General features: G+C 64.3%; 16 protein-coding genes and 1 tRNA gene. 13 read left to right on the forward strand and 4 right to left on the reverse strand.

The annotated features are described in order from the left end of the window. Positions 1-114: 114 nt before the first annotated feature. From pap to HQN78_RS22420, 6 genes are all read left to right on the forward strand, one after another. Positions 115-1,599, forward strand: a complete 1,485-nt coding sequence (pap, locus tag HQN78_RS22395) for a polyphosphate:AMP phosphotransferase (RefSeq protein ID WP_227105040.1) — start codon at positions 115-117, stop codon at positions 1,597-1,599. Then, positions 1,592-2,302: an ABC transporter substrate-binding protein gene (locus HQN78_RS22400; protein WP_235086365.1), complete on the forward strand. Its 711-nt coding sequence runs from the start codon at positions 1,592-1,594 to the stop codon at positions 2,300-2,302. Before pap ends, HQN78_RS22400 begins: the two co-directional genes overlap by 8 nt. Positions 2,303-2,366: 64 nt before the next feature. Further along, entirely contained in the window at positions 2,367-4,064 is a 1,698-nt protein-coding gene (gene recD / locus HQN78_RS22405; RefSeq protein WP_235086368.1) for an exodeoxyribonuclease V subunit alpha, read from the forward strand. A 176-nt stretch (positions 4,065-4,240) separates the two neighbouring features. Continuing rightward, a complete protein-coding gene (locus HQN78_RS22410) occupies positions 4,241-5,128 on the forward strand; it encodes a DUF4743 domain-containing protein (RefSeq protein ID WP_107800641.1) in 888 nt (295 codons plus the stop codon). A 368-nt stretch (positions 5,129-5,496) separates the two neighbouring features. Continuing rightward, positions 5,497-5,688, forward strand: coding sequence for a hypothetical protein (locus HQN78_RS22415; protein WP_048409471.1), 192 nt, complete (start codon positions 5,497-5,499; stop codon positions 5,686-5,688). Between the two features lie 192 nt (positions 5,689-5,880). Beyond that, the gene (locus HQN78_RS22420) at positions 5,881-7,743 is read left to right on the forward strand and encodes an ABC transporter ATP-binding protein (RefSeq protein WP_107800640.1); all 1,863 of its coding nucleotides are present in this window, start codon (positions 5,881-5,883) and stop codon (positions 7,741-7,743) included. 177 nt (positions 7,744-7,920) lie between these two features. Here the strand turns inward: HQN78_RS22420 and HQN78_RS22425 are convergent. Continuing rightward, positions 7,921-7,997, reverse strand: a tRNA-Arg gene (locus HQN78_RS22425). Between the two features lie 269 nt (positions 7,998-8,266). On the opposite strand from HQN78_RS22425, the gene HQN78_RS22430 reads away from it, so the two are divergent. Continuing rightward, positions 8,267-8,878, forward strand: coding sequence for a cytochrome c5 family protein (locus HQN78_RS22430; RefSeq protein ID WP_227105032.1), 612 nt, complete (start codon positions 8,267-8,269; stop codon positions 8,876-8,878). Positions 8,879-9,398: 520 nt separating this feature from the next. On the opposite strand, the gene HQN78_RS22435 is transcribed toward HQN78_RS22430, so the two are convergent. Then, on the reverse strand, positions 9,399-11,414 hold the full coding sequence (locus HQN78_RS22435; protein ID WP_227105030.1) for a UvrD-helicase domain-containing protein: 2,016 nt from the start codon (positions 11,412-11,414) through the stop codon (positions 9,399-9,401). Between the two features lie 129 nt (positions 11,415-11,543). Here HQN78_RS22435 and HQN78_RS22440 point away from each other — a divergent pair, with 129 nt between their 5' ends. From HQN78_RS22440 to HQN78_RS22455, 4 genes are all read left to right on the forward strand, one after another. After that, positions 11,544-12,365, forward strand: a complete 822-nt coding sequence (locus tag HQN78_RS22440) for a symmetrical bis(5'-nucleosyl)-tetraphosphatase (protein WP_107800637.1) — start codon at positions 11,544-11,546, stop codon at positions 12,363-12,365. A 304-nt stretch (positions 12,366-12,669) separates the two neighbouring features. Further along, positions 12,670-13,875, forward strand: coding sequence for an MBOAT family protein (locus HQN78_RS22445; protein WP_235086371.1), 1,206 nt, complete (start codon positions 12,670-12,672; stop codon positions 13,873-13,875). Between the two features lie 79 nt (positions 13,876-13,954). After that, positions 13,955-15,004 (forward strand): SGNH family hydrolase, encoded by a 1,050-nt coding sequence (locus HQN78_RS22450; RefSeq protein ID WP_235086373.1) that lies wholly within the window; start codon positions 13,955-13,957, stop codon positions 15,002-15,004. Further along, entirely contained in the window at positions 15,001-16,155 is a 1,155-nt protein-coding gene (locus HQN78_RS22455; RefSeq protein ID WP_235086375.1) for an SGNH/GDSL hydrolase family protein, read from the forward strand. Before HQN78_RS22450 ends, HQN78_RS22455 begins: the two co-directional genes overlap by 4 nt. 72 nt (positions 16,156-16,227) lie before the next feature. Here the strand turns inward: HQN78_RS22455 and HQN78_RS22460 are convergent, their stop codons facing one another. Both HQN78_RS22460 and mutM read right to left on the reverse strand, forming a co-directional pair. Beyond that, the gene (locus HQN78_RS22460) at positions 16,228-17,043 is read right to left on the reverse strand and encodes a 1-acyl-sn-glycerol-3-phosphate acyltransferase (RefSeq protein ID WP_107800633.1); all 816 of its coding nucleotides are present in this window, start codon (positions 17,041-17,043) and stop codon (positions 16,228-16,230) included. 40 nt (positions 17,044-17,083) lie between these two features. Next, on the reverse strand, positions 17,084-17,899 hold the full coding sequence (gene mutM, locus HQN78_RS22465; protein ID WP_235086378.1) for a bifunctional DNA-formamidopyrimidine glycosylase/DNA-(apurinic or apyrimidinic site) lyase: 816 nt from the start codon (positions 17,897-17,899) through the stop codon (positions 17,084-17,086). 78 nt (positions 17,900-17,977) lie between these two features. On the opposite strand from mutM, the gene HQN78_RS22470 reads away from it, so the two are divergent. Both HQN78_RS22470 and lolB read left to right on the forward strand, forming a co-directional pair. Continuing rightward, on the forward strand, positions 17,978-19,735 hold the full coding sequence (locus HQN78_RS22470) for a tetratricopeptide repeat protein (RefSeq protein ID WP_227105022.1): 1,758 nt from the start codon (positions 17,978-17,980) through the stop codon (positions 19,733-19,735). Beyond that, positions 19,735-20,274: a lipoprotein insertase outer membrane protein LolB gene (gene lolB / locus HQN78_RS22475; RefSeq protein WP_227105020.1), complete on the forward strand. Its 540-nt coding sequence runs from the start codon at positions 19,735-19,737 to the stop codon at positions 20,272-20,274. The genes HQN78_RS22470 and lolB overlap by 1 nt, the downstream gene beginning before the upstream one ends. The last annotated feature ends 42 nt before the right edge of the window (positions 20,275-20,316 follow it).

Raw genomic sequence — 20,316 nt, forward strand, 5'->3', positions numbered from 1 at the left:
GAATGCGGAGTGCGCAAGCCGCGGTCATGGGACTAAGCTGAACTATCTGAAGTGGAACGCGGCCGGAAGGGGAGAGTGGCGCCGGGCGCGGGCCGACAATAACAAGGACGCATCATGTTCGAATCCGCCGAAATCGGCCATAGCATCGATAAAAAGACATTCCGGGAAGCCATGCCCAAATTGCGCGAGGCCTTGCTGGACCTGCAATACGATTTGAAGGAGAAAGCCGATTTTCCGGTGCTGATCCTGATTCACGGCTTCGACGGCGCCGGCCGCGGCGAAACCATGAATCTGATCAATGAATGGCTGGACCCGCGCCTGATCGACACCGTGGCCTTCGCCGAAGCCAACGACGACGCCCGCGCCCGGCCCTGGATGTGGCGTTACTGGATGCAGCTGCCGGCCAAGGGCCGCATCGGCATGTTCTTCGGCTCCTATTACTCCGACGCCCTGTTCGACCGGGTGTTCGCCCGCAGCGACCGCGACGCGCTGGACAAGCAGATATTCGACATCCTGCGCTTCGAACGCATGCTGACCATGGACGGCGCGCTGGTGCTGAAGTTCTGGTTCCACTTGACCCGGGAGCAGCAGCACAAGCGGCTCAAGCAGATGGAAAAAGATCCGGCCAGCAGTTGGCGCGTGACCAAGACCGACTGGGAGCATTACGAGCGCTACGACAAGATACGCAAATCCGCCGAGCACATCCTGCGGCTGACCAATACCGCCGCCGCGCCCTGGGTGGTGGTGGACGGCGAGGACGCCAATTACCGCAGCCTGACCGTGGGCAACACCCTGCTCAACGCCATCCGCAACCGGCTGGCGCAGGCGCAGGGGTCGCAGGCCGAATTGATAGACGCGCCGCCGCTGCTGGCGCCGATAGACAACAAGCTGTTGCTGGACACCCTGCAACTGGACCAGCCCATGGACAAGGGCGAATACAAGGCCGAGCTGGAAAAACTGCAAGGCCGGCTGCACCGGCTGACCCGTCACCCGCGCTTCGCCCAGCATTCGCTGGTGCTGGCTTTCGAAGGCAACGACGCCGCCGGCAAGGGCGGCAGCATACGCCGCATCACCCAGGCGCTGGACGCGCGGCGCTACCGGGTGGTGCCCATCGCCGCGCCCACCCAGGAAGAAAAGGCCAAACCCTGGCTGTGGCGCTTCTGGCGCCATATGCCGGGCAAGGGCGGCATCACCATTTTCGACCGCACCTGGTACGGCCGGGTGCTGGTGGAGCGGGTGGAGGGCTTCGCCAAGGAGGCGGACTGGATGCGCGCCTATTACGAAATCAACGATTTCGAGCATCAGCTGAGCGAAAACGGCGCCGTCATCGTCAAATTCTGGCTGGCCATCAGCAAGGACGAACAGATGGCGCGTTTCAAGGGCCGCGAGGAAACCGGCTTCAAGCGCTTCAAGATCACGGAGGAAGACTGGCGCAACCGCGACAAATGGGACGCCTACAAGCTGGCCGTCAGCGATATGGTGGACCGCACCAGCACCAGCAAGGTGCCGTGGACGCTGGTGGAGGCCAATAATAAATACTATGCCCGCATCAAAATTCTCAAAACCATTTGCGATGCGCTGGAAGCCCGGCTTGCTTGAGCGCGGCGTCCGGCTGATCGCCTTGCTGCTGGCGATGCCGGCCGCGGCCGCGCCCGGCTTGCGCGCCGGCGTGGCCAACGACAGCTTCGGCCCTTTGTACAGCGCCCAGGACGGCGCGCTGGCCACCCAGTACCGCGCCGCGCTGGAGCTGATCGGCCGGCACAGCGGCGTCCGCTTCGAACTGGAGTACTATCCGTCGTCGCGGCTGCAGCAATTGTTCGAGGTGGGCAAGGTGGACGTGGAAGTGGGCGTCAATCCGTCCTGGCGCGCGCTGTCGCCGGTGGCCGGCTTCTACACCCGGCCCATCGACGTGCAGACGTTGCGGCTGTGCTTCGCTCCCGGCAAGCGGCGCAAGGGCGCGGCGCCGGCCAGCCTCAGCGGCCTGAGTCTGGGCGTGCTGCAGGGGCGCAGCTACCCCGTGCTGGAAGCCGGTTTCGCCAGCGGGCAATTCAAGCGGGTGGAGGCCGCCAGCGAAAGCGATCTGATCAGCGGTCTGCGCCAGGGCAGCATGCAGGCCATCGTCTTGAGTCAGCGCCAGCTGGACTTGCTGTTGAACCGCGCGCCGGAGGCGCAGCCCTGCGCGGCGGGCGACGCCGTGGGCAGCGTGTCGGTGATGCTGCGCCTGCATCCGCAATACCGGCAACTGTTGCCGCAATTGGACAAGGCGATTCAGCAGCTGCAAGATAGCGGCAAATTGCGCTGAAGCGCTTCGAGTCTCCCCATTCCGGCTCCGCGTCGCGGAGCGCAAAGCATCCGGATTCCAAGTCATGTCTGTCCAGCAAGCCCTGTTGCCCGCCGAACTCGCCCACTTGTTCGCCCGTCTCGATCCCGGCGTGGACGAGGCCGCGTTGGCGTTGATCCACGAGCTGGCCAGCGCCAATCAGGCCGGCCACGTCTGCCTGCCGCTGGCGCAGCGTCCTGAGCGCAAGGCCTTGCAGGCCAGCGCGCTGGTCGGCCGCCCCGGCGACTACGCGCCCCTGATCCTGGACGCGGCCGGCCGGCTGTATTTCGCCCGCCACTGGTTCGACGAAGCGCGGCTGGCCGAGCGCCTGGCCGCGCTGGCCGAGCCGGGACCGGCGCCGGACGGCGCGCGCTTGCGCCCTTTGCTGGAGGCTTTGTTCGGCGCGGCGTCCGCGGCGGGGCCGGACCGGCAGAAGCTGGCGGCGGCCCTGGCGGCGCGTCAGCGCCTGATGATCATTTCCGGCGGTCCGGGCACCGGCAAGACCACCACCGTGCTCAAGCTGCTGGCCTTGCTCGCCGGCCTGTCGCCGCGGCCGCTGGTGATGGCGATGGCGGCGCCCACCGGCAAGGCCGCCGCGCGGCTGTCGGAGTCGGTGCGCGGCGCGCGCGCGCGGCTGGACCTGGCCGAGGATACGCTGCGGCAATTGCCGCAGCAGGCGCAGACGCTGCACCGCTTGCTGGGCTTGCGCCCGGGCGCGGCGGCGCCGCGCCATCACGCCGGCAATCCTTTGCCGCTGGACGTGCTGGTGGTGGACGAGGCGTCGATGATAGACCTGTCCTTGATGGCGCGCATGGTGGAGGCCTTGCCGTCGCAGGCGCGGCTGATTCTGCTGGGCGACCGCGATCAGCTGGCTTCGGTGGACGCCGGCGCGGTGCTGGGCGATTTGTGCGCCGACATCCATTACCGTCCGGATACTCTGGACTGGCTGCGGGCGAACTGCGGCGAAACCCTGCCGTCGACGCCGGGCGCGGGCGGCAAGCTCACCGATTGCGTGGCGTTGCTGACCCACAGCCATCGTTTCGGCGCCGATTCCGGCATCGGCGAACTGGCGCGGCGGGTGAACGCGGGCGACGGCGTCGGCAGTTGGGCGGTGCTGCAGGACCCGGTGTGGGGCGATGTGGAAGCGGTGCCGGCCTTGGAGGCGGCGGAGGTGCTGGCGCGCTGGCGGCCGTATTGGCGGGCGGTGCGCGCGGACGCGCCGCTGGCCGAGCGGCAGCAGGCTTTCGCCGGCTTCATGCTGCTGGCGGCGGAACGGCGGCAGGTGGAGGCCTTCAATCTGCGCGTGGAGCGGCAACTGGAGGCCGACGGCGACAAGCCGGCCGGCCGCGACTGGTATCCGGGGCGGCCGGTGATGATCAGCGAGAACGATTACGGCCTGGGCCTGTTCAACGGCGACATCGGTTTCACGGTGCAGCGCGAGGCCGGCTTGCGCGTGGCCTTTCCCGGCGACGACGGCGGCTGGCGCGAATTCGCCCCCGGCCGGCTGCCGCAGCACGACACCGTGTACGCGATGACGGTGCACAAAAGCCAGGGGTCCGAGTTCGGCGAGGTCTGTCTGCAGCTGCCGGAAGCGGCGGGGCCCTTGCTGAACCGGGCGCTGGTGTATACCGCGATCACCCGGGCGCGGGAGCGCTTCCTCGTGTCCGGCGCGCAGCCGGTGTGGGAACAGGCGGCCGTCGCGGCGCCGCAGCGTTACTCGGGGCTGGCGGATAAATTGAAATGACAAAGTCGTTAAATTGTCTGGGCGGAGGGTTTGCCGAAGCGGCCGCCGAGACAATTCCGCAACATCCCAACGCAAAATAATCTGTTTATTTGCCGGCTGTTACGCCAGATATAGTCAAAGCCCAAGAAGCATCCTAAGATGCAGCCTTCCCGAAACACATCGCAGCGGAGTCGGCAATGCAAGTGGATGCGGTTCTGGCCTATCTCGACAAGATCACCCGTTTTGATCGTCAGCAATTCACGCCTTTGTATATCGGCAAAGAGCGCTTGGGCTGGGTCAACGCGGCGTGGAAGGAACGCTTGCTGAACAGCGAATCGCAGCTGTTCGAGGAGCAATACCAGAAACTGCATTGCCGGCTGGACGGCAGCTACCGCAGCATCAGCCACGCGCTGGCGCAGGCGGCGCGGCGCTGGCAGCAAGCCGGTTGGCTCAATGGCTGGCGCAATGAAAACTTCACCGCTTTCCGTCACGACGGCTCCCCTTATTTCGAACTGGAACGCGCCGCTTTCCGCCCGCTGGGCCTGACCAGCCGCGCCGTGCACCTGAACGGGCTGACCCGTTTGCCGTCCGGCGAAGTGCGGATGTGGGTGGGGCGCCGCAGCCCGCACAAGGCGGTGGACCCCAATCGCATGGACAATCTGGTCGGCGGCGGCGTCGCCGCCGGCGAAACCATAGAACTGGCGCTGGAGCGCGAGGGGTGGGAAGAAGCCGGCGTGCGCCGCGAGCAGGTGCGGGATTTGCCGCAATCCAGCTTGCTGCTGGCCGAGCGCCCGGTGCAGCGCGGCCTGCACCGCGAATGGATTTACGCTTTCGATCTGTGGCTGGACGCGGGCGAGACGCCCTGTAACCAGGACGGCGAGGTGGCCGAGCACATCCTGACGCCGTTCGCCGAAGTGGAACGCCTGCTGTTGGAAGAGCGCTTCATGATAGACGCGGCCTTGGTCGCCAGCGATTGTCTGGCGCGCCACGGCTATTGGGGAGAGCGCACCCCGACGATAGACGCCGCCTTGGCGCGCATCCGCCACCCTCAGCGCAGCGATGTGCACGCCTTGACCTCCTGCTGATTCCCTTGCCGCGCCGGGACGCTCTTCACAGTGGCCGGCGCGGCTCTCCCGCTATTGTTCTATCCGTTTATATTACATCTGCGTGAATTAATTCAGGAATCTTTGCCTGATGCCACCGGTAATGGGTAGAATCATTCTCAAGAGCGGAAAAATCCGTCAATAAATGCCAAGGGCCCTTGGCCCGCGCTGTTTCCCGCGCCAAATACTCGTGTCGTTAAGCGCCGCCGTCCGCGAAACGGCGCTTGCTTCGCGTAAAATTATGCCAATGGTTTGTTTTTGGCGGAATCAAGGAAACATCGGCATGGCGAGTTTCTCACTTTTTGCCGGCGGTGAAAGCGGACGCCGCGGCCTTGGGGGGCGCAAGGGGGATGTATCGTTTGAAACTGATCTCGGAGCAGTTCGGCGTTGACGACAGCGGGCCGCTGCATCCCAGCCAGGAACAAGCGCGGCGGGCCGCGCTGGTGATGTGGAACGTTTATCGCGGCCAGCTGCGCATCGAGATTCACCGCGTGGTGGACCTGCGCAGCCGCAAGACGGAAAAGCTCGAGGAGTTGTGCTGACTGTCGCGTTTTAGCCAATGTAGTTGCCTACAAATCAACCCTGTTCGCGCTTATTGGCTGAATATGACAAATGCGGGCATGGTTGACGCCAACTTTCCATTGCGCGATTTTCAGCGCTTGGCTATTGTCCTACTTCCCATTAAACCCAAAGCAGGCGCGGCTCAAGAGGCGGCCTCTGCACTGGAGCGATCTTTGTTCAACTGGTTCGAAAAGCGGATCCATCCGTATCCCGACACGTCTCCGGCCCAACCTCCCAAGGGCTTTTTCCCATTTTTGTGGTTCTGTACCCGCGGTCTGCGCGGCCTGATTGCGGCCGTCATTTTGCTGACCGCCGGCATCGGCGCCTTCGAGGCCTTGCTGTTCTCCATGCTCGGTTCCGTCGTGGACTGGCTGAGCGCGGTCAAGCCCGCGCTGTTGTGGGACGCGCAACGCCATAATCTCTTGCTGCTGGCGGGCATCCTGCTGGCCAGTCCCTTGCTGATCGCCGTGCAGGCGCTGATCAAATACCAGGGCCTGTCCGCCAACTTCCCCATGCTGCTGCGCTGGAATTTCCACCGCCACCTGCTGCGGCAGAGCATGAATTTCTATCAGGACGAATTCGCCGGGCGGGTCTCCGCCAAGGTGATGCAGACCGCGATCGCGGTGCGGGAAACGGTGATGATCGTCGCCGACATCCTGGTGTTCGTGGTGATTTACTTCGTCACCATGATCGCCGTGGTCGGCAGTTTCGACAGCCGTCTGCTGTGGCCCTTCCTGGCCTGGCTGGCCTTGTACGTGGCCACGCTGTACTTCTTCGTGCCGCGTCTGGGCCAGGCCGCCACCGCCCAGGCCGACGCGCGCAGCCTGATGACCGGCCGCATCACCGACGCCTACACCAATATCGCCACGGTGAAGCTGTTCTCGCACGCCCAGCGCGAGGCCGGCTTCGCCCGCGGCGCGATGCAGGAATTCCTGGCCACCGCCTATCGCCAGATGCGTTTGATCAGCGGCTTCGAAATCATCAACCACAGCCTGAGCATGTTGTTGATCGCCAGCACCGCCGGCGCCACCTTGTGGCTGTGGAGCATGGGCGAAGTCGGCGTCGGCGCGGTGGCGGCGGCCACCGCGATGGCGCTGCGTCTGAACGGCATCTCGCACTGGATCATGTGGGAGATGGCTTCGCTGTTCGAGCAAGTGGGCACGGTGCAGGACGGCATCGCCACCCTGTCGCGCCCGGTGCTGGTCAATGACAGCGCCGACGCCAAGCCCTTGGCGGTGAAGCAGGGCGAGATCCGCTTCGATCAGGTGGATTTCAGCTACGGCGGCAGCAAGAGCGTGATTGAACAGCTATCGCTGACGATACGCCCGGGCGAAAAGATCGGCCTGGTCGGCCGCTCCGGCGCGGGCAAATCCACCATCGTCAATCTCTTGCTGCGCTTTTACGATCTGGACGGCGGCCGCATTCTGATCGACGGCCAGGATATCGCGCGGGTGACGCAGGACAGCCTGCGCGCCCAGGTGGGCATGGTGACGCAGGACACCTCGCTGCTGCACCGCTCGGTGCGCGACAACCTGCTTTACGGCAGGCCGGACGCCGACGACGCCGCGATGGAAGCCGCCGCGCGCCGCGCGGAGGCGCACGACTTCATCCTGACCTTGACCGATCCCAAGGGACGCGTCAGCTACGATGCTCATGTCGGCGAACGCGGGGTCAAGCTGTCCGGCGGACAGCGCCAGCGCATCGCCATCGCCAGGGTGATGTTGAAGGACGCGCCCATCCTGCTGCTGGACGAAGCCACCAGCGCGCTGGATTCGGAAGTGGAAGCGGCGATTCAGCGCAGTCTGTATCGGCTGATGGAGGGCAAGACCGTGGTGGCCATCGCCCACCGGCTGTCCACCATCGCGGCGATGGACCGCTTGATCGTGCTGGACAAGGGGCGCATCGTGGAAGAGGGCGACCACCGCAGCCTGCTGGCCAAGGGCGGCCTGTACTCGCGGCTGTGGGCGCATCAGAGCGGGGGCTTCCTCGGCGAAGAGGACGACGACGCAGCGGAGCCGGTGGCGACGCTGGCCTGAGGCCGAGCCAAGGCCAAGGCGAGAGAGCGGGACGCGCAAGCGGCCCGCTTTTTTCATTGCGGAGACGGGAAGACGGCTGCGGCGACGCAGGACGCGTTTAGACGAAAACGCGGTTTCGGCGCGCGTCGCGGAAAAATAATGGGAAAAAGCGGAAAAACGGAAAATACTGAGACGTTGTGGCGCACCCGACAGGGATCGAACCTGTGACCTTCAGCTTCGGAAACTGACACTCTATCCAACTGAGCTACGGGTGCGCTGTGCTTGCTTTGAGGCAGGCCCGCATCATAGCGCAACTTCCTTACCCGAGTCCAGTGTATGGTTTTGCCTTGCCTTCAGGCTTACCGTATAATTATCCTATTTTAAATGTCATTAATTCCAGGCGAGGCTCGTAATGAGTAATGAGAACGGAATGGCTCCCGGCCAGGTCATCAAAGTGCTGGTTGGCGTCGTTGTCTTTCTTGTAGTGGCAATCTGGCTTTTGGCCAAGTTGGCTACCAGCGGTTACAACGTGGATGCCGAAGTAATGACCAAGGAGGCCATTGCGTCTCGCCTGAAACCGGTCGGCGAAGCCAAGGCCAGCGACGCGCCTCCGGGCATGCGCACTGGCGAACAGGTATATAAAGGCATCTGTATTTCCTGTCACGGCACCGGCCTGGCCGGCGCGCCCAAGTTCGGCGACACCGCCACCTGGGGTTCGCGCATCGCCAAGGGTTGGGACACGCTGACCCAGCACGCGCTGCAGGGCTTCAACGCGATGCCGGCCAAGGGCGGTGCCACCGACCTGAGCGATGACGAAGTGAAGCGCGCGGTAGCCTATATGGGCAACTCCGCGGGCGGAAAGTTCACCGAACCGCCGGTGGGCGGCGCAGGCGGCGCGGCCGCGGCGGCGGACCCGGCCGTGGTGGGCAAGAAAATCTACGACAGCGTGTGCATGGCCTGCCACGCGGCCGGCATCGCCGGCGCGCCGAAGTTCGGCGACAAGGCGGCCTGGGCCGAACGTCTGAAGCCGGGTCTGGACGAAGTGGTCAAGATCGGCATCAAGGGCTTGAACGCGATGCCGGCCAAAGGCGGTTATACCGGCAGCGACGCCGAGTTCCGCTCCGCCGTCGAGTACATGGTGAATAATTCCAAATAAGCCGCGGATCAACGCAGCAAAAAACGCCTTGCACGGTTGCAAGGCGTTTTTTATCGCCCAAAAGCGGGGGTTTCTATGTTTTTGGGAAAATTTTGACCGGATGAAATGGCAATGTGCTATGTCAACAAAACCCCGCTGTAACAAGGGACAGGTGCCTTGGCGGGGCGCATGGTGCATGATGAGTCCATCTGTTTAGGTCGTGAAGCGTCAGGCGCTTCGCGGCTTGGTGTGGGGATTCAGTGGCTTTCCACTTTCGCTTCACCCAGAGATGTTCCTCATTCTTCATATGGCGCCACTGGCGCCATTTTCTTTTGCGCGTCGCGCCAGCCAGGATGGACTGGCGACGCAGGCGAAAGTTCTCACGGCTTGGGGCGGGTGCTCAGCGTCTGTTCAAAGCCTGGCGAGCCTGCGCGCGACAAGTCAAGCGACTGAGAACGCGAGATGGCCATGGTCATCTGGGCATGCCGAAGCGGCGGACGCCGCGCGCTATTCTCCACGCGGGCAGGGCTTGCTCGGCTTTTCAGGATTCGGCCGGCTTTTCCTTATTGGCCAGCATCGCGCTGAGGCTGGCCAGCCGCGATTTGCCCTCGGTCTTGCTGACGATGGGCTCGGCGCCGGGTTTGCCGAAGTGGCGCAGATCGTCGCCGTTGATCTCGCTGATGAAGCGGGACGGTTCGACGAACTGCCATTCGCCGGCGCGCTTGCGTTTGACGCAATAGGTCAGCGTCAGCATGCGCTGGGCGCGGGTGATGCCGACGTACATCAGCCGGCGTTCTTCCTCCACCATGCCGTTGTCGACGGATTCGCTGTGCGGCAGGATGCCTTCCTCGGTGCCGACCAGGAAAACATACGGGTACTCCAGACCCTTGGACGCGTGCAGCGTGGACATTTTAACCGCGTCCACCTCGCCTTCCTCGCGTCCTTCCAGCATGGTGATCAGCGCGATGGTCTGGGTCAGCTCCACCAGGTTCTTGCCGCTGTCCTCGCCCTTGCGGCTGAGCCAGCTCACCATTTCCAGGATGTTTTTCCACTTGGTTTCGGCGATGCGCGGGCTGTCCTCGCTATCGTAAAGCCAGGCCTCGTAGCCTATGGCCTGCATCATCTCCATCGCCAGCGGGCCGCCGTCCTCGCGGGTGGCGCGGTATTGCAGATTGGCGATGAAGTCGCAGAACTGCTCCAGCGGCTCCAGCTGGGCCTTTTGCACTTGCAGGCGGAAGCCTTCCTCATGGGCGCTGGCGAACAGGCTTTTGCCGCGTTCGCCGGCCCAGGCGCCCAGCCGTTCCAGCGTGGCGGCGCCGACGCCGCGCTTGGGCGTGGTCAGCGCGCGAATGAAGGCCGGATCGTCGTCGGGATTGGCGATCAAGCGCATATAGGCCAGCATGTCCTTGATTTCCGGCTTGTCGAAAAAGCTTTGGCCGCCGGCCATCTGGTAGGGGATGCGCTGATTGCGCAAGGCTTGTTCGAAGATGCGCGCCTGATAGTTGCCGCGATAGAGGATGGCGTAGTCCTTGAACTCGGTGCGGTATTCGAACTTGTGCGCCAGCAGCCTTTGCACCACGGTTTCCGCCTCGTGCTCTTCATCCTTGCACTGAACCACGTGGATGGGTTCGCCCAGGCCCAGCTCGCTCCACAGCTGTTTCTCGAACAGCTTGGGATTGTTGGAGATCACCGAGTTGGCCGCGCGCAGGATGCGGGCGGTGGAGCGGTAGTTCTGCTCCAGCTTGATGATCTTGAGCTTGGGGAAGTCGCTTTGCAGCAAGCGCAGGTTTTCCATATTGGCGCCGCGCCAGGCGTAGATGGACTGGTCGTCGTCGCCCACCGCGGTGAACATGCCGCGCAAGCCGGTCAGCAGTTTGACCAGCTGGTACTGGCAGGTATTGGTGTCCTGGTATTCGTCTATCAGCAGGTAGCGCAGCTTGTTCTGCCACTTCTGCAGCACGTCTTCATTGCTTTGGAACAACTGCACCGGCAGGCGGATCAGGTCGTCGAAGTCCATCGCCTGGTAGGCGCTCAAGGTGTCCTGATAGGCGACGTAAGTGGAGGCGCAGACGCTTTCCCACGCGCCCTGGGCTTCCAGCAGCATCTGGTCTGGCGTTTTCAGGTCGTTTTTCCACAGCGAGATCTGGCTCTGCACCTTGCGGACTTCATCCTTGGAGGTGGTCTTCAGGATGTCGGAGATGATCTTGCCGGCGTCGAAGGCGTCCAGGATGGAGAACTGAGGCTTATAGCCGAGGTGCGGCGCTTCCTGACGCAGGATCTGCATGCCCAGCGAATGGAAGGTGGAAACGGTGATGCCGCGGATCTCCGCCGGCGTCATCAGCTTGCCCACTCGTTCCAGCATCTCGCGCGCGGCCTTGTTGGTGAAGGTGATGGCGGCGATATTGCGCGCATTGATGCCGCCTTCGCGGATCAGGTGCGAAATCTTGAAGGTGATGACCCGGGTTTTGCCGGAGCCGGCGCCGGCAAGCACCAGCAAGGGGCCGTCAAGATACTGGATCGCCGCGCGCTGCGGCGGATTGAGCAAGGGAGCGGACATGGCGGTATGGGGGAAGGGGCCCGGCGGGGCGCAGTAAATCGGTAACTCAGCCAGTGCATTGTAGCATGCGGTATCATGGCGCTATCCGCGGATGACGTCTCAGATCGATCCGCCACTTATGAGGTGCATATGGCCATCTACGCTATTGGCGACATTCAAGGGTGTTTCCAGCCGTTTCAGCAGTTGCTGCGGCAAATCGATTTCAATCCCGGCAAGGATACCCTGTGGCTGACGGGAGACTTGGTCAATCGCGGGCCGCAATCGCTGGAAGTGCTGCGCTGGGTGTTCCAGCATCAGGATCAGGTGGAGATCGTGCTGGGCAACCACGATCTGCATTTGCTGGCGGTTGCGGAGGGTTTCGGCAAGCTGCATCGCAGCGACACGGTGCTGGACATTCTCAACGCCGCCGATGGAAAGGTGCTGCTGGACTGGCTGCGCTGCCAGCCTATGATGATAGCCGGCCACGGCTACGCGATGGTGCACGCCGGCCTGCTGCCGGAGTGGAGCATAGACCGCGCGCTGGATCTGGCGGAGGAAGTGGAGGCCGGCTTGTCCGGCCCCAAGCACCGCGAATTCCTGTCTCGGCTGTACGGCAACCGGCCGACGCGCTGGAACGAGGAGCTGCGCGGCTCCGACCGTCTGCGCGTGATCGTCAACGCGATGACCCGGATGCGTTTCTTGAACCGCGACGGCGAGATGGATCTGAATTACAAGGGCGAGCTGGAGAACGCGCCGGCCGGGCTGACGCCCTGGTTCGAGGCGCCGGGGCGCTGGCAAGGCGAGATGCCGATTATCTGCGGCCATTGGTCGGCGCTGGGCGTGCATATCACCGACGACGTGGTGGCGATTGATTCCGGTTGTTTGTGGGGCGGCAGCCTGACCGCGATGCGTTTGGGGGACCAGGCCTTATTCTCCCTGCCGTGTTCGGCTTATCGCGAAATCACCGCCTAAAGAGTATGGGCGGCTGCGCCGCCGTAAATAAAATATCGACAAGCCATAGTCAGCCAGGCCCTATGGCTGTCATAATCGCGGCTCTTGCCAGAGCCGTTTTTTTATTTGTATGAGTTACCTTTCCATTGAGTTCGCGCTGGCATTCCTCGCCTTTTTCGCCCTGTATTGGCTGTGCCGCAAGCGCACGGATTGGCAGAATGGTTTGCTGTTATTGGGCAGTTACGCCTTTTATGCCAAGCTTGATTGGCGATTTGCGCTGATTCTTGCCGTTTATACCCTGTTATTGACCCTGATATCGTCGCGGATGCTTGATTCCATCCGGCCCAAGCGTTGGTTGCGCGCGGGTTTGCTGATGGCGGTGGGCAATCTGGCGATATTCAAATACTTCGATTTCTTCCGCGAAAGCGCGCAAGCGGGGCTGCATGCGTTGGGTATCGCTGCGATATTGCCGGCGGTGGATTTCCTGATGCCGGTGGGCATTTCCTTTTACACCTTTCAATCGGTCAGTTATCTGGTGTCCCTGTATCGCGGCGAATTGCGTTTCGCCCGGGCCAGGGAGCTGGGTTTGTTCCTGGCGTTCTTTCCCACCTTGTTGGCCGGGCCGATTTGTCGCGCCACCGGTCTGCTGGAGCAGCTGCGCAGCGGCGCGCGTCGCCACATCCTGCAACTGGATCGCGCGCTGGGTCTGATTGTGCTGGCCCTGGCCAAGAAACTGTGGCTGGCCGGCTGGCTGGCCAGCGCCTGGGTGGACCCGGTGTTCAGCGCGCCGGAAACCTATCACGCGCTGGAGGTCTGGGCGGCTTTCTACGCCTACGCCTTCCAGATCTATCTGGATTTCTCCGGCTACACCGATCTGGTCACCGCCCTGGCCTTATTGCTGGGCATCCAGTTGCCGCGCAATTTCGACGCGCCCTACCTGGCGCACAATCTGCGCGACTTCTGGCGGCGCTGGCATATGTCGCTGTCCAGCTGGATTCGCGACTACGTCTATATCCCCTTGGGCGGCAACCGGCTGGGCTTTGCCCGCGCCCAGCTCAATTTGCTGGCCGCGATGCTGCTGTCCGGCCTGTGGCACGGCGCCAGCCTGAAATACCTGGTGTGGGGCGGCATGCACGGCCTGGGCGTGGTGGGTTTGAACCTGGGGGACCGGCTGTTGGGCAAGGAAGCGCTGACGCGGCGCTGGGCCTGGCTGGCGCGGCTGCTGACCTTCCATTACGTTTGCCTGGCCTGGGTGTTTTTCCGCGCCGCGTCGCTGGAGGACGCCTGGAGCTTTTTGGAGGCCATGGCCGGCACCGGCCAGGAACTGACGCTGAACGCGCCGGGCTTTCTGGCGCTGAGCGCGGCGGCGTTTGTCGCGCTGCCTCATCTGGGCGCGGTTTGCGAACGCGGCATCGCCCAACTGGGCCGCCTGCCGTGGTGGGGCAAGCCCAGCTTGCTGGCCGGCTGCGCCTTGCTGATCATCGTGGTGTCGCCGCCGGGCATTCCGGGTTTTATCTATTACCAGTTTTAACCGTGTTTTAGTCGTGCTGGCGCGGCTGCGCATCCGCCGCCGCGCGTTTCATTCCTTACCGCATTGAGGCAAGCGTCAAATGATCGCCCGTTCCGCCATCCGCCAGGCCCTGGCCATCCTAGGCAGCAGCATGCTGCTGCTGTGCTGGATCGAGCAGAGCTCGATCAACGCCTATTGGCGGCAGACCTTTCACCGTCCCAGCCAGCTGGAAGCCTTGTCCGAGCTGAGCGTCTGGCGTTTGGGCGCGGAACTGGGGCGGGAGTTTCGCGATCAGAGCCGAGGGCTGCTGAGCCGGCTGGATCGTTGGGACGACGAGATGATCGCCTATTTCAACGCCTGCTGCCTGAGGCCGGCATTGCCGCCGGCAAGCGCGCCGGCGGAGCCGGCGGCGGCGCAGACAATGGCGCAGACAACGGCAACGGCGGCCTTGCCGAACGCGGCCCCGACGCCGCGGCCGCCGTCGGTCCCGCCGCAGCAAGCGGCGCTCAAGGACGCCCGCATCTTGCTGCGTCCGGGGCAGAAGGTGTTGCTGGCCGGGGACTCCATGATGCAGGGCGTGGCGCCGCATTTGCTGCGCCCCTTGTTCAAGCTGCACCAGATCAAGGCGCTGGATCTCAGCAAGCAGAGCACCGGTCTGACCTATCCTGATTTCTTCAACTGGCCGGACACGATAGAGCGGCAGTTGGCGGCGAATCCCGACACCGGTCTGGTGGTGGTCTTCCTGGGCGCCAACGATACTTGGGACATGGTGGGCGGCAGCCGCTACATCCGTTTCGCCTCCGAGGAGTGGGAGCAGCGCTACCGCGAACGCATCCGCGCCATCCTGGCTTCGGCCCGCAAGCATGGGACGCAATTGCTGTGGCTGGGCGCGCCGAATATGGGCAAGGACAAGCTCAATCGCGGCGTGCAGTACATTAACGGCGTCTTCCGCGAGGAAGTGGAAGGCGCGGGTCAGCGCTATCTGTCCACCCGCGAGGCCTTGGGCAGCGAGGACGAGACGTTCACCAAGTTCATGACCTTGCCCGATCAGGGCGAAGTGGCGGTGCGCACCGCCGATGGTATTCATTTCACCCGTCAGGGCCAGGTCTTGCTGGCGCGGCGCGTGTTGGCAGAATTGAGGTTTGAATGAAGTTGAGAATCAGCGGGGCATTGGCCTGCTGGCTGGCGGCGGCATCGGCGCTGGCCGCGCCGGTGCAGGATTTCGGCGAGATCAATCTGGCGAGGCTGGCGTCGCGGCTGAAGGCGATTTCCACCGCCGTGCAGCCGGTGCGCATTACTCAGCTGGGGGATTCGCATACCGCGGCCGACTATCTGACCGGCACGCTGCGGGAGCGTTTCCAGGCCAAGTTCGGCGACGCCGGCATCGGCTGGACGCCGCCGATGGCGGTGCCGGGCCAGCGCCACGCGCTGGTGATGGCGCGCAGCGAGGGCTGGACGCTGATCAATAGCCGCAAAGACGGTGATCCGGACTTCCCACTGGGCGGTTATATTGCTCAGGCGCAGCGGCCGGGCGCCGCCATCAGCGTACTGCCGCGCAATCCGCTGGACGGCCTGTGGCGCGCGCGCTTCCGCGTGCGGGCGGCTCAGGACGGCGCCGGCGCGCTGGAAGTGGATGACGGCCACGGCAGCCGCAAACTGAATCCGCCGGAGGCGGGCAGGGGCTGGCAGACGGTGGAGCAGAAGCTGTACTTCCCCTTTGTGGTGCGCGCCGGCGCGCTGCCGGCGGTGGAGCTGGGCGGCATCGAGCTGGAGCGGCTGGCGCCCGGCGTGGTGCTGGACAGCATAGGCAGCAACGGCGCCCAGCTGTCGATCTGGCAGCGCTGGGGCAAGAGCTGGAGCGCTCAGCTGGCGGAGCGCAACAGCGACCTGGTGATCCTGGCCTACGGCGTCAACGAGGCCTTTGACGACAGGCTGGATCTGATCGAGTACCAGCTCAATCTGCAGGCGGCGATCAACACCGTGCGCCGCGATCTGCCGCAGGCGGCCATCCTGATGCTGGGCGCGCAGGACGCCGCGCGCAAGCGCGGCGCGGCCAGCAAGGAGTGCTCGCCGGGCCGCCCGCTGCAATTGGCGGCGGTCAAGCGCATCCAGCAGAAAGTCGCGCGCGACAGTCATGTGCTGTATTGGGATTGGGAGCAGGCGATGGGCGGGCCTTGCAGCATGAAGCGCTGGCAGGCTCAGCAGCTGGCGCGGCCGGACATGGTGCATTTCTCGCAGCAGGGCTATGCCAAGCTGGCCGACGATTTGTTCGATAATCTGATGGCGCGGCTCAGCCTGTGAGCGTAGTCGGCGCTGGATGAGAAAAGCCCCGGAACGGGGGCTTTTGCATTGGCGAGGATTCGCCGCAGGTGCTCAGTGCTGGCGAGCCGGTTCCTGCGCCGCTTCCGCTGCCGGAGGCGGGCTCAGGCGCAGCGCGCGCGCCACTTCCTGCTGCGCCTGCTGCGCCAGCGCGAAGCGGGTATCCAGGCCGTTTTCCCAGGCTTTCAGCGGTTGGCCGTAGCTGACCTCCACCTCCATCGCCGGCATCGCCAGCACTTTGCGCACGCTTTGCAAAAAGGTCAGGTCGCCGATGAAGGCCGGCTCCAGCGTCTGTTCGCCGTCTGCGCCGTAATAGCGCAGGCCCACCGGCTGAACGGTGCCGCGCGAAAGCAGGGCGGCTTCGAACAAGGAGGCCTTGAACGGCAGCAGGGCCAGGCCGTCCGAGGTGGTGGACTCGGGGAAGACCGCCATGCAGGCTCCGTTTTCCATGGCGTGGGCCAGCGCCTTGTAAACGCGGCTGGCGTCCTTGCGTTTGCTGCGGTCGATGAACAGGGTGCCGCCCAGATGCGCCAGCCAGCCCAGCACCGGCCAGGAGCGGAGCTCGCGCTTGGCGACGAAGCGGGACACCGTGCAGCTATTGAGCACGAAGATGTCCAGCCAGGAAATGTGGTTGGCCACCAGCAGGGTGTTGGGCGGGTAAAAGCCGGGGTTGACGCCGTGGATCCGCACGCTGATGCCGAGGATCTTCAGCGCGTGAGCGGCCCAGCGCCGGGTGACGACGGCGCGCTCGGCGTGGGCCAGCCGAGAATAACGGGTGGCCAGGATGAAAACACCGACGGCCAGGTGGCCGAACAGGCGCGCGACGCGTCCTATCCGGGTGAGCAAAGAGGTTGTGGCGATTGACTTCAAGATGCTTTGAGGCTCGGTGCGCAAGGTTGAGGCCGTAACTCTAGCATGGCTGGCATAGCGGACAATAGTAGGAACTGCGCTGGCCCTGGCGCAAATGCCGGATCGGCGTGCCGCATTGGCGGCAGGGCTGGTCCTGACGGCCGTACACCATATAAGTCTGTTGGAAATAACCCGGCTTGCCGTCGCTGTGCACAAAGTCGCGCAAGGTGCTGCCGCCGGCCTGGATGGCGCGGTTCAGCACGCTGCGGATTTCCTCGGCCAGCCGGCGGTATTCTCCGTCGCGCACCGCGTTGGCGGCGCGGGCGGGATGGATGCCTGCGTGGAACAGCGCCTCGTTGGCGTAGATATTGCCGACGCCCACCACCACGTGATTGTCCATCAGCATCAGCTTGACCGCGCTGCCGCGGCGTTGAGCGGCCCGGATCAGGGTGTCGCCGTCGAAGCCGTCGGACAGCGGTTCGGGTCCCAGCGCTTGCAGCAGGGGGTGGTGCTCGATGGCGCCGACATGCCACAACACCGCGCCGAAGCGGCGGGGATCGCGGTAACGCAGCACATTGGGGCCCAGCAGCAGATCGATGTGGTCGTGCTTCTCCGGCGGGGTGGCGGCCGGCAAGAAACGCAGGCTGCCGGACATGCCCAGGTGGATGATCAGGGTGCCGGCGTCGGTGCCCAGCAGCAGATATTTGGCGCGGCGATCGACGGAACGTATCGTCAGGCCGCGCAAGGCGGCGTGCAGTTCCGGCGGCACCGGCCAGCGCAGGTCGGCGTGGCGGACCACGGCGCCCTCCAGCGTGGCGTTCAATAAATGGGGCAGAATCCCGCGACGGGTGGTTTCGACTTCTGGCAGTTCAGGCATGGGTAGAATGGCGCGAAGATAAAAACAGGTCATGCTATTCTACGCATTCAACAGGTTTATAAGCAGGTCTCTGACTCCATGCGAATGCAACGGCTGAAAAAAACACTCCCTTTGCTGATGGTCGCGCTGCTGTCGGCATGCGCCAATTTCAAGCACCCGGGCGCGGCGAAGTCGGTCGATGCCGGCAAACCGGCCGGCGACGAGGCCGCGATCACGCAGAAAGAAGACGAAACCCTACTGCCCAAGGCGGAGCTGACGCCGGAAATCCTCTATGGCGTGGTGGCCGGCGAAATCGCCGCCCAGCGCGGCTCGGTGGGCGCCTCCGCCGTGACCTATCTGGAACTGGCGCGTCAGACGCGGGATCCGCGGCTGGCGCAGCGCGCGGCCGAATTCTCCATGTTCGCCGGCCTGCTGAAGGAAACCTCGGAAGCCCTGACCCTGTGGATGGAGCTGGCGCCGGACTCGGTGCCGGCGAGAGAACAGCTGTTCATCACCCTGCTGCGCGCCGGCAAGCTGGCGGAAAGCAAGCCGCTGATCGAGGCGCTGCTGCAAAAAGAGCCGGAGCGGGCGCCGGCCATCTTCGTTCAACTGGCGCGGCTGACCTCGCGCCAGAGCGACAAACAAGCCGCTTACGAGCTGGTGAAGCAATTCGCTGTCCGCTATCCGGACCTGGCCGAGGCGCGTTTCGCGCTCCTGGCCGTGGCCGCCGAGGCCGGCGATCAGGCCACGATGAACCGCGAATTCGACAGGCTGGCGCAGATCGCGCCGGCCTGGGACTTGCCGGTGGCCTGGCAGGTGGACCGGCTTCGCCGCGAGCAGCCGGAGCAGGCTATCGATTTTCTGCAGCGTGAACTGGCGCGGCGGCCGAACGCCGGCCTGGAACTGAAGCTGGCCAAGCCGCGGCTGTTGGTGGGCGCCAAGCGCTTCGCCGAGGCGCGCCTGGCTTTCGACCAGCTGCTGCCTAGCAATCCCAATAACCCCGATTTGCTCTACGCGTCCGGTCTGATGGCTTATCAGATGCGCGACCTGCCGGCGGCGGAGCGGCATCTGCGCCAGGCGCTGGCGGCCGGCCATCCGGAGGCCAATTTCATTCGCTACACCCTGGGCCAGATCGCCGAGGAGCGTCAGGACGCCGCCGGGGCCAGGGGCTGGTATGAAATGGTGGGCGCCGGGCCGCAATTCCTGCCGGCGCAAGGCCGGCTGGCGATCATGGACGCTGGCGACGGCAAGCTGGATCTGGCCCTGACGCGTCTGGCGCCCTTGGGCGGCAACGATCAAGAGAAGATCACCCTGGCTTTGCTGCAGTCCCAGTTGGCGCGAGAGGGCAAGCAGCCCGGCAAGGCCCATGACTTGTTGAGCAAGGCGCTGCTGCGCATGCCCAAGGCGCCGGAGTTGTTGTACGAGCGGGCGCTGGTGTCGGACAGCCTGGGCAATGTCGGCAACGCCGAACGCGATCTCAAGCAAGTGCTGAAGGAAAAGCCCGGCGACGCTCAGGCGCTTAACGCGCTGGGCTACACCCTGACCAATCGCACCAGCCGCCATCAGGAAGCGCTCGGCTATATCGAAAAGGCGCTGAAGAGCGAGCCGGACAATCCCACCATTCTGGACAGCCTGGGCTGGGCGCAATACAAGCTGGGCCGCCTGGACGCCGCCTTGAAAACGCTGCAGAAGGCCTATGCGCTGTTGCCGGACGCGGAACTGGCCGCGCATCTGGGCGAGGTGTTGTGGAAGCTGGGCAAGAAGGACGAGGCGTTGGCGGTGTGGAACAAGGCTCTGGAGGCGAGTCCGGAACATGATGTGCTGCGCGAAACCATGCGCCGTCTGGGGGCCCATTGATGAAGTGGAGCGGTCTGATCCTGGCCCTGTCTCTTGCGCTCACCGGCTGCGCGACGCGCGAGGCGGTGTTCATGCCCGCCGCGACGCAGTCCGCGGACCAGCCCTTCGCGGTCAGCGGACGTTTGTCGGTGAATCTGGACGGCAAGGGGCATGTCGCCAACTTCGATTGGCGGCACCAGCCTGAGCGCGATCAGTTGGCGATCAACTCGCCGCTGGGCAATACCGTGGCCGAAGTGATCCGCGACGCCGGCGGCGTCACCCTGCTGGCGGACGGCAAGGCCTGGCAGGCTGCGGATGTGGAAAGCCTGACCGAGAAAACCCTGGGCTGGCCGCTGCCGCTGTCCGGCCTGGCCTGGTGGATCCGTGGCATGCCCGTGCCGGGCGAGGCGAGCGAAGTCCGTCCCGACGGCGAATTGCTGCAGCAGGGTTGGCGCATCCGCTTCGTGCGCGAGGCCGAGTCCGGCGAGCGCTATCCCAAGCGCGTGGATCTGGCCCGAGACGGTTTGACGGTCAGAGTGGTGACCCGCGACTGGCGCTGACGGCGTCGCTTCCTCCGTATTATTTCTAATGATTGCCATGGT

Origin of the sequence: Chromobacterium sp. Beijing (genome assembly GCF_021496765.1) — a bacterium.
GTDB lineage: Bacteria > Pseudomonadota > Gammaproteobacteria > Burkholderiales > Chromobacteriaceae > Chromobacterium.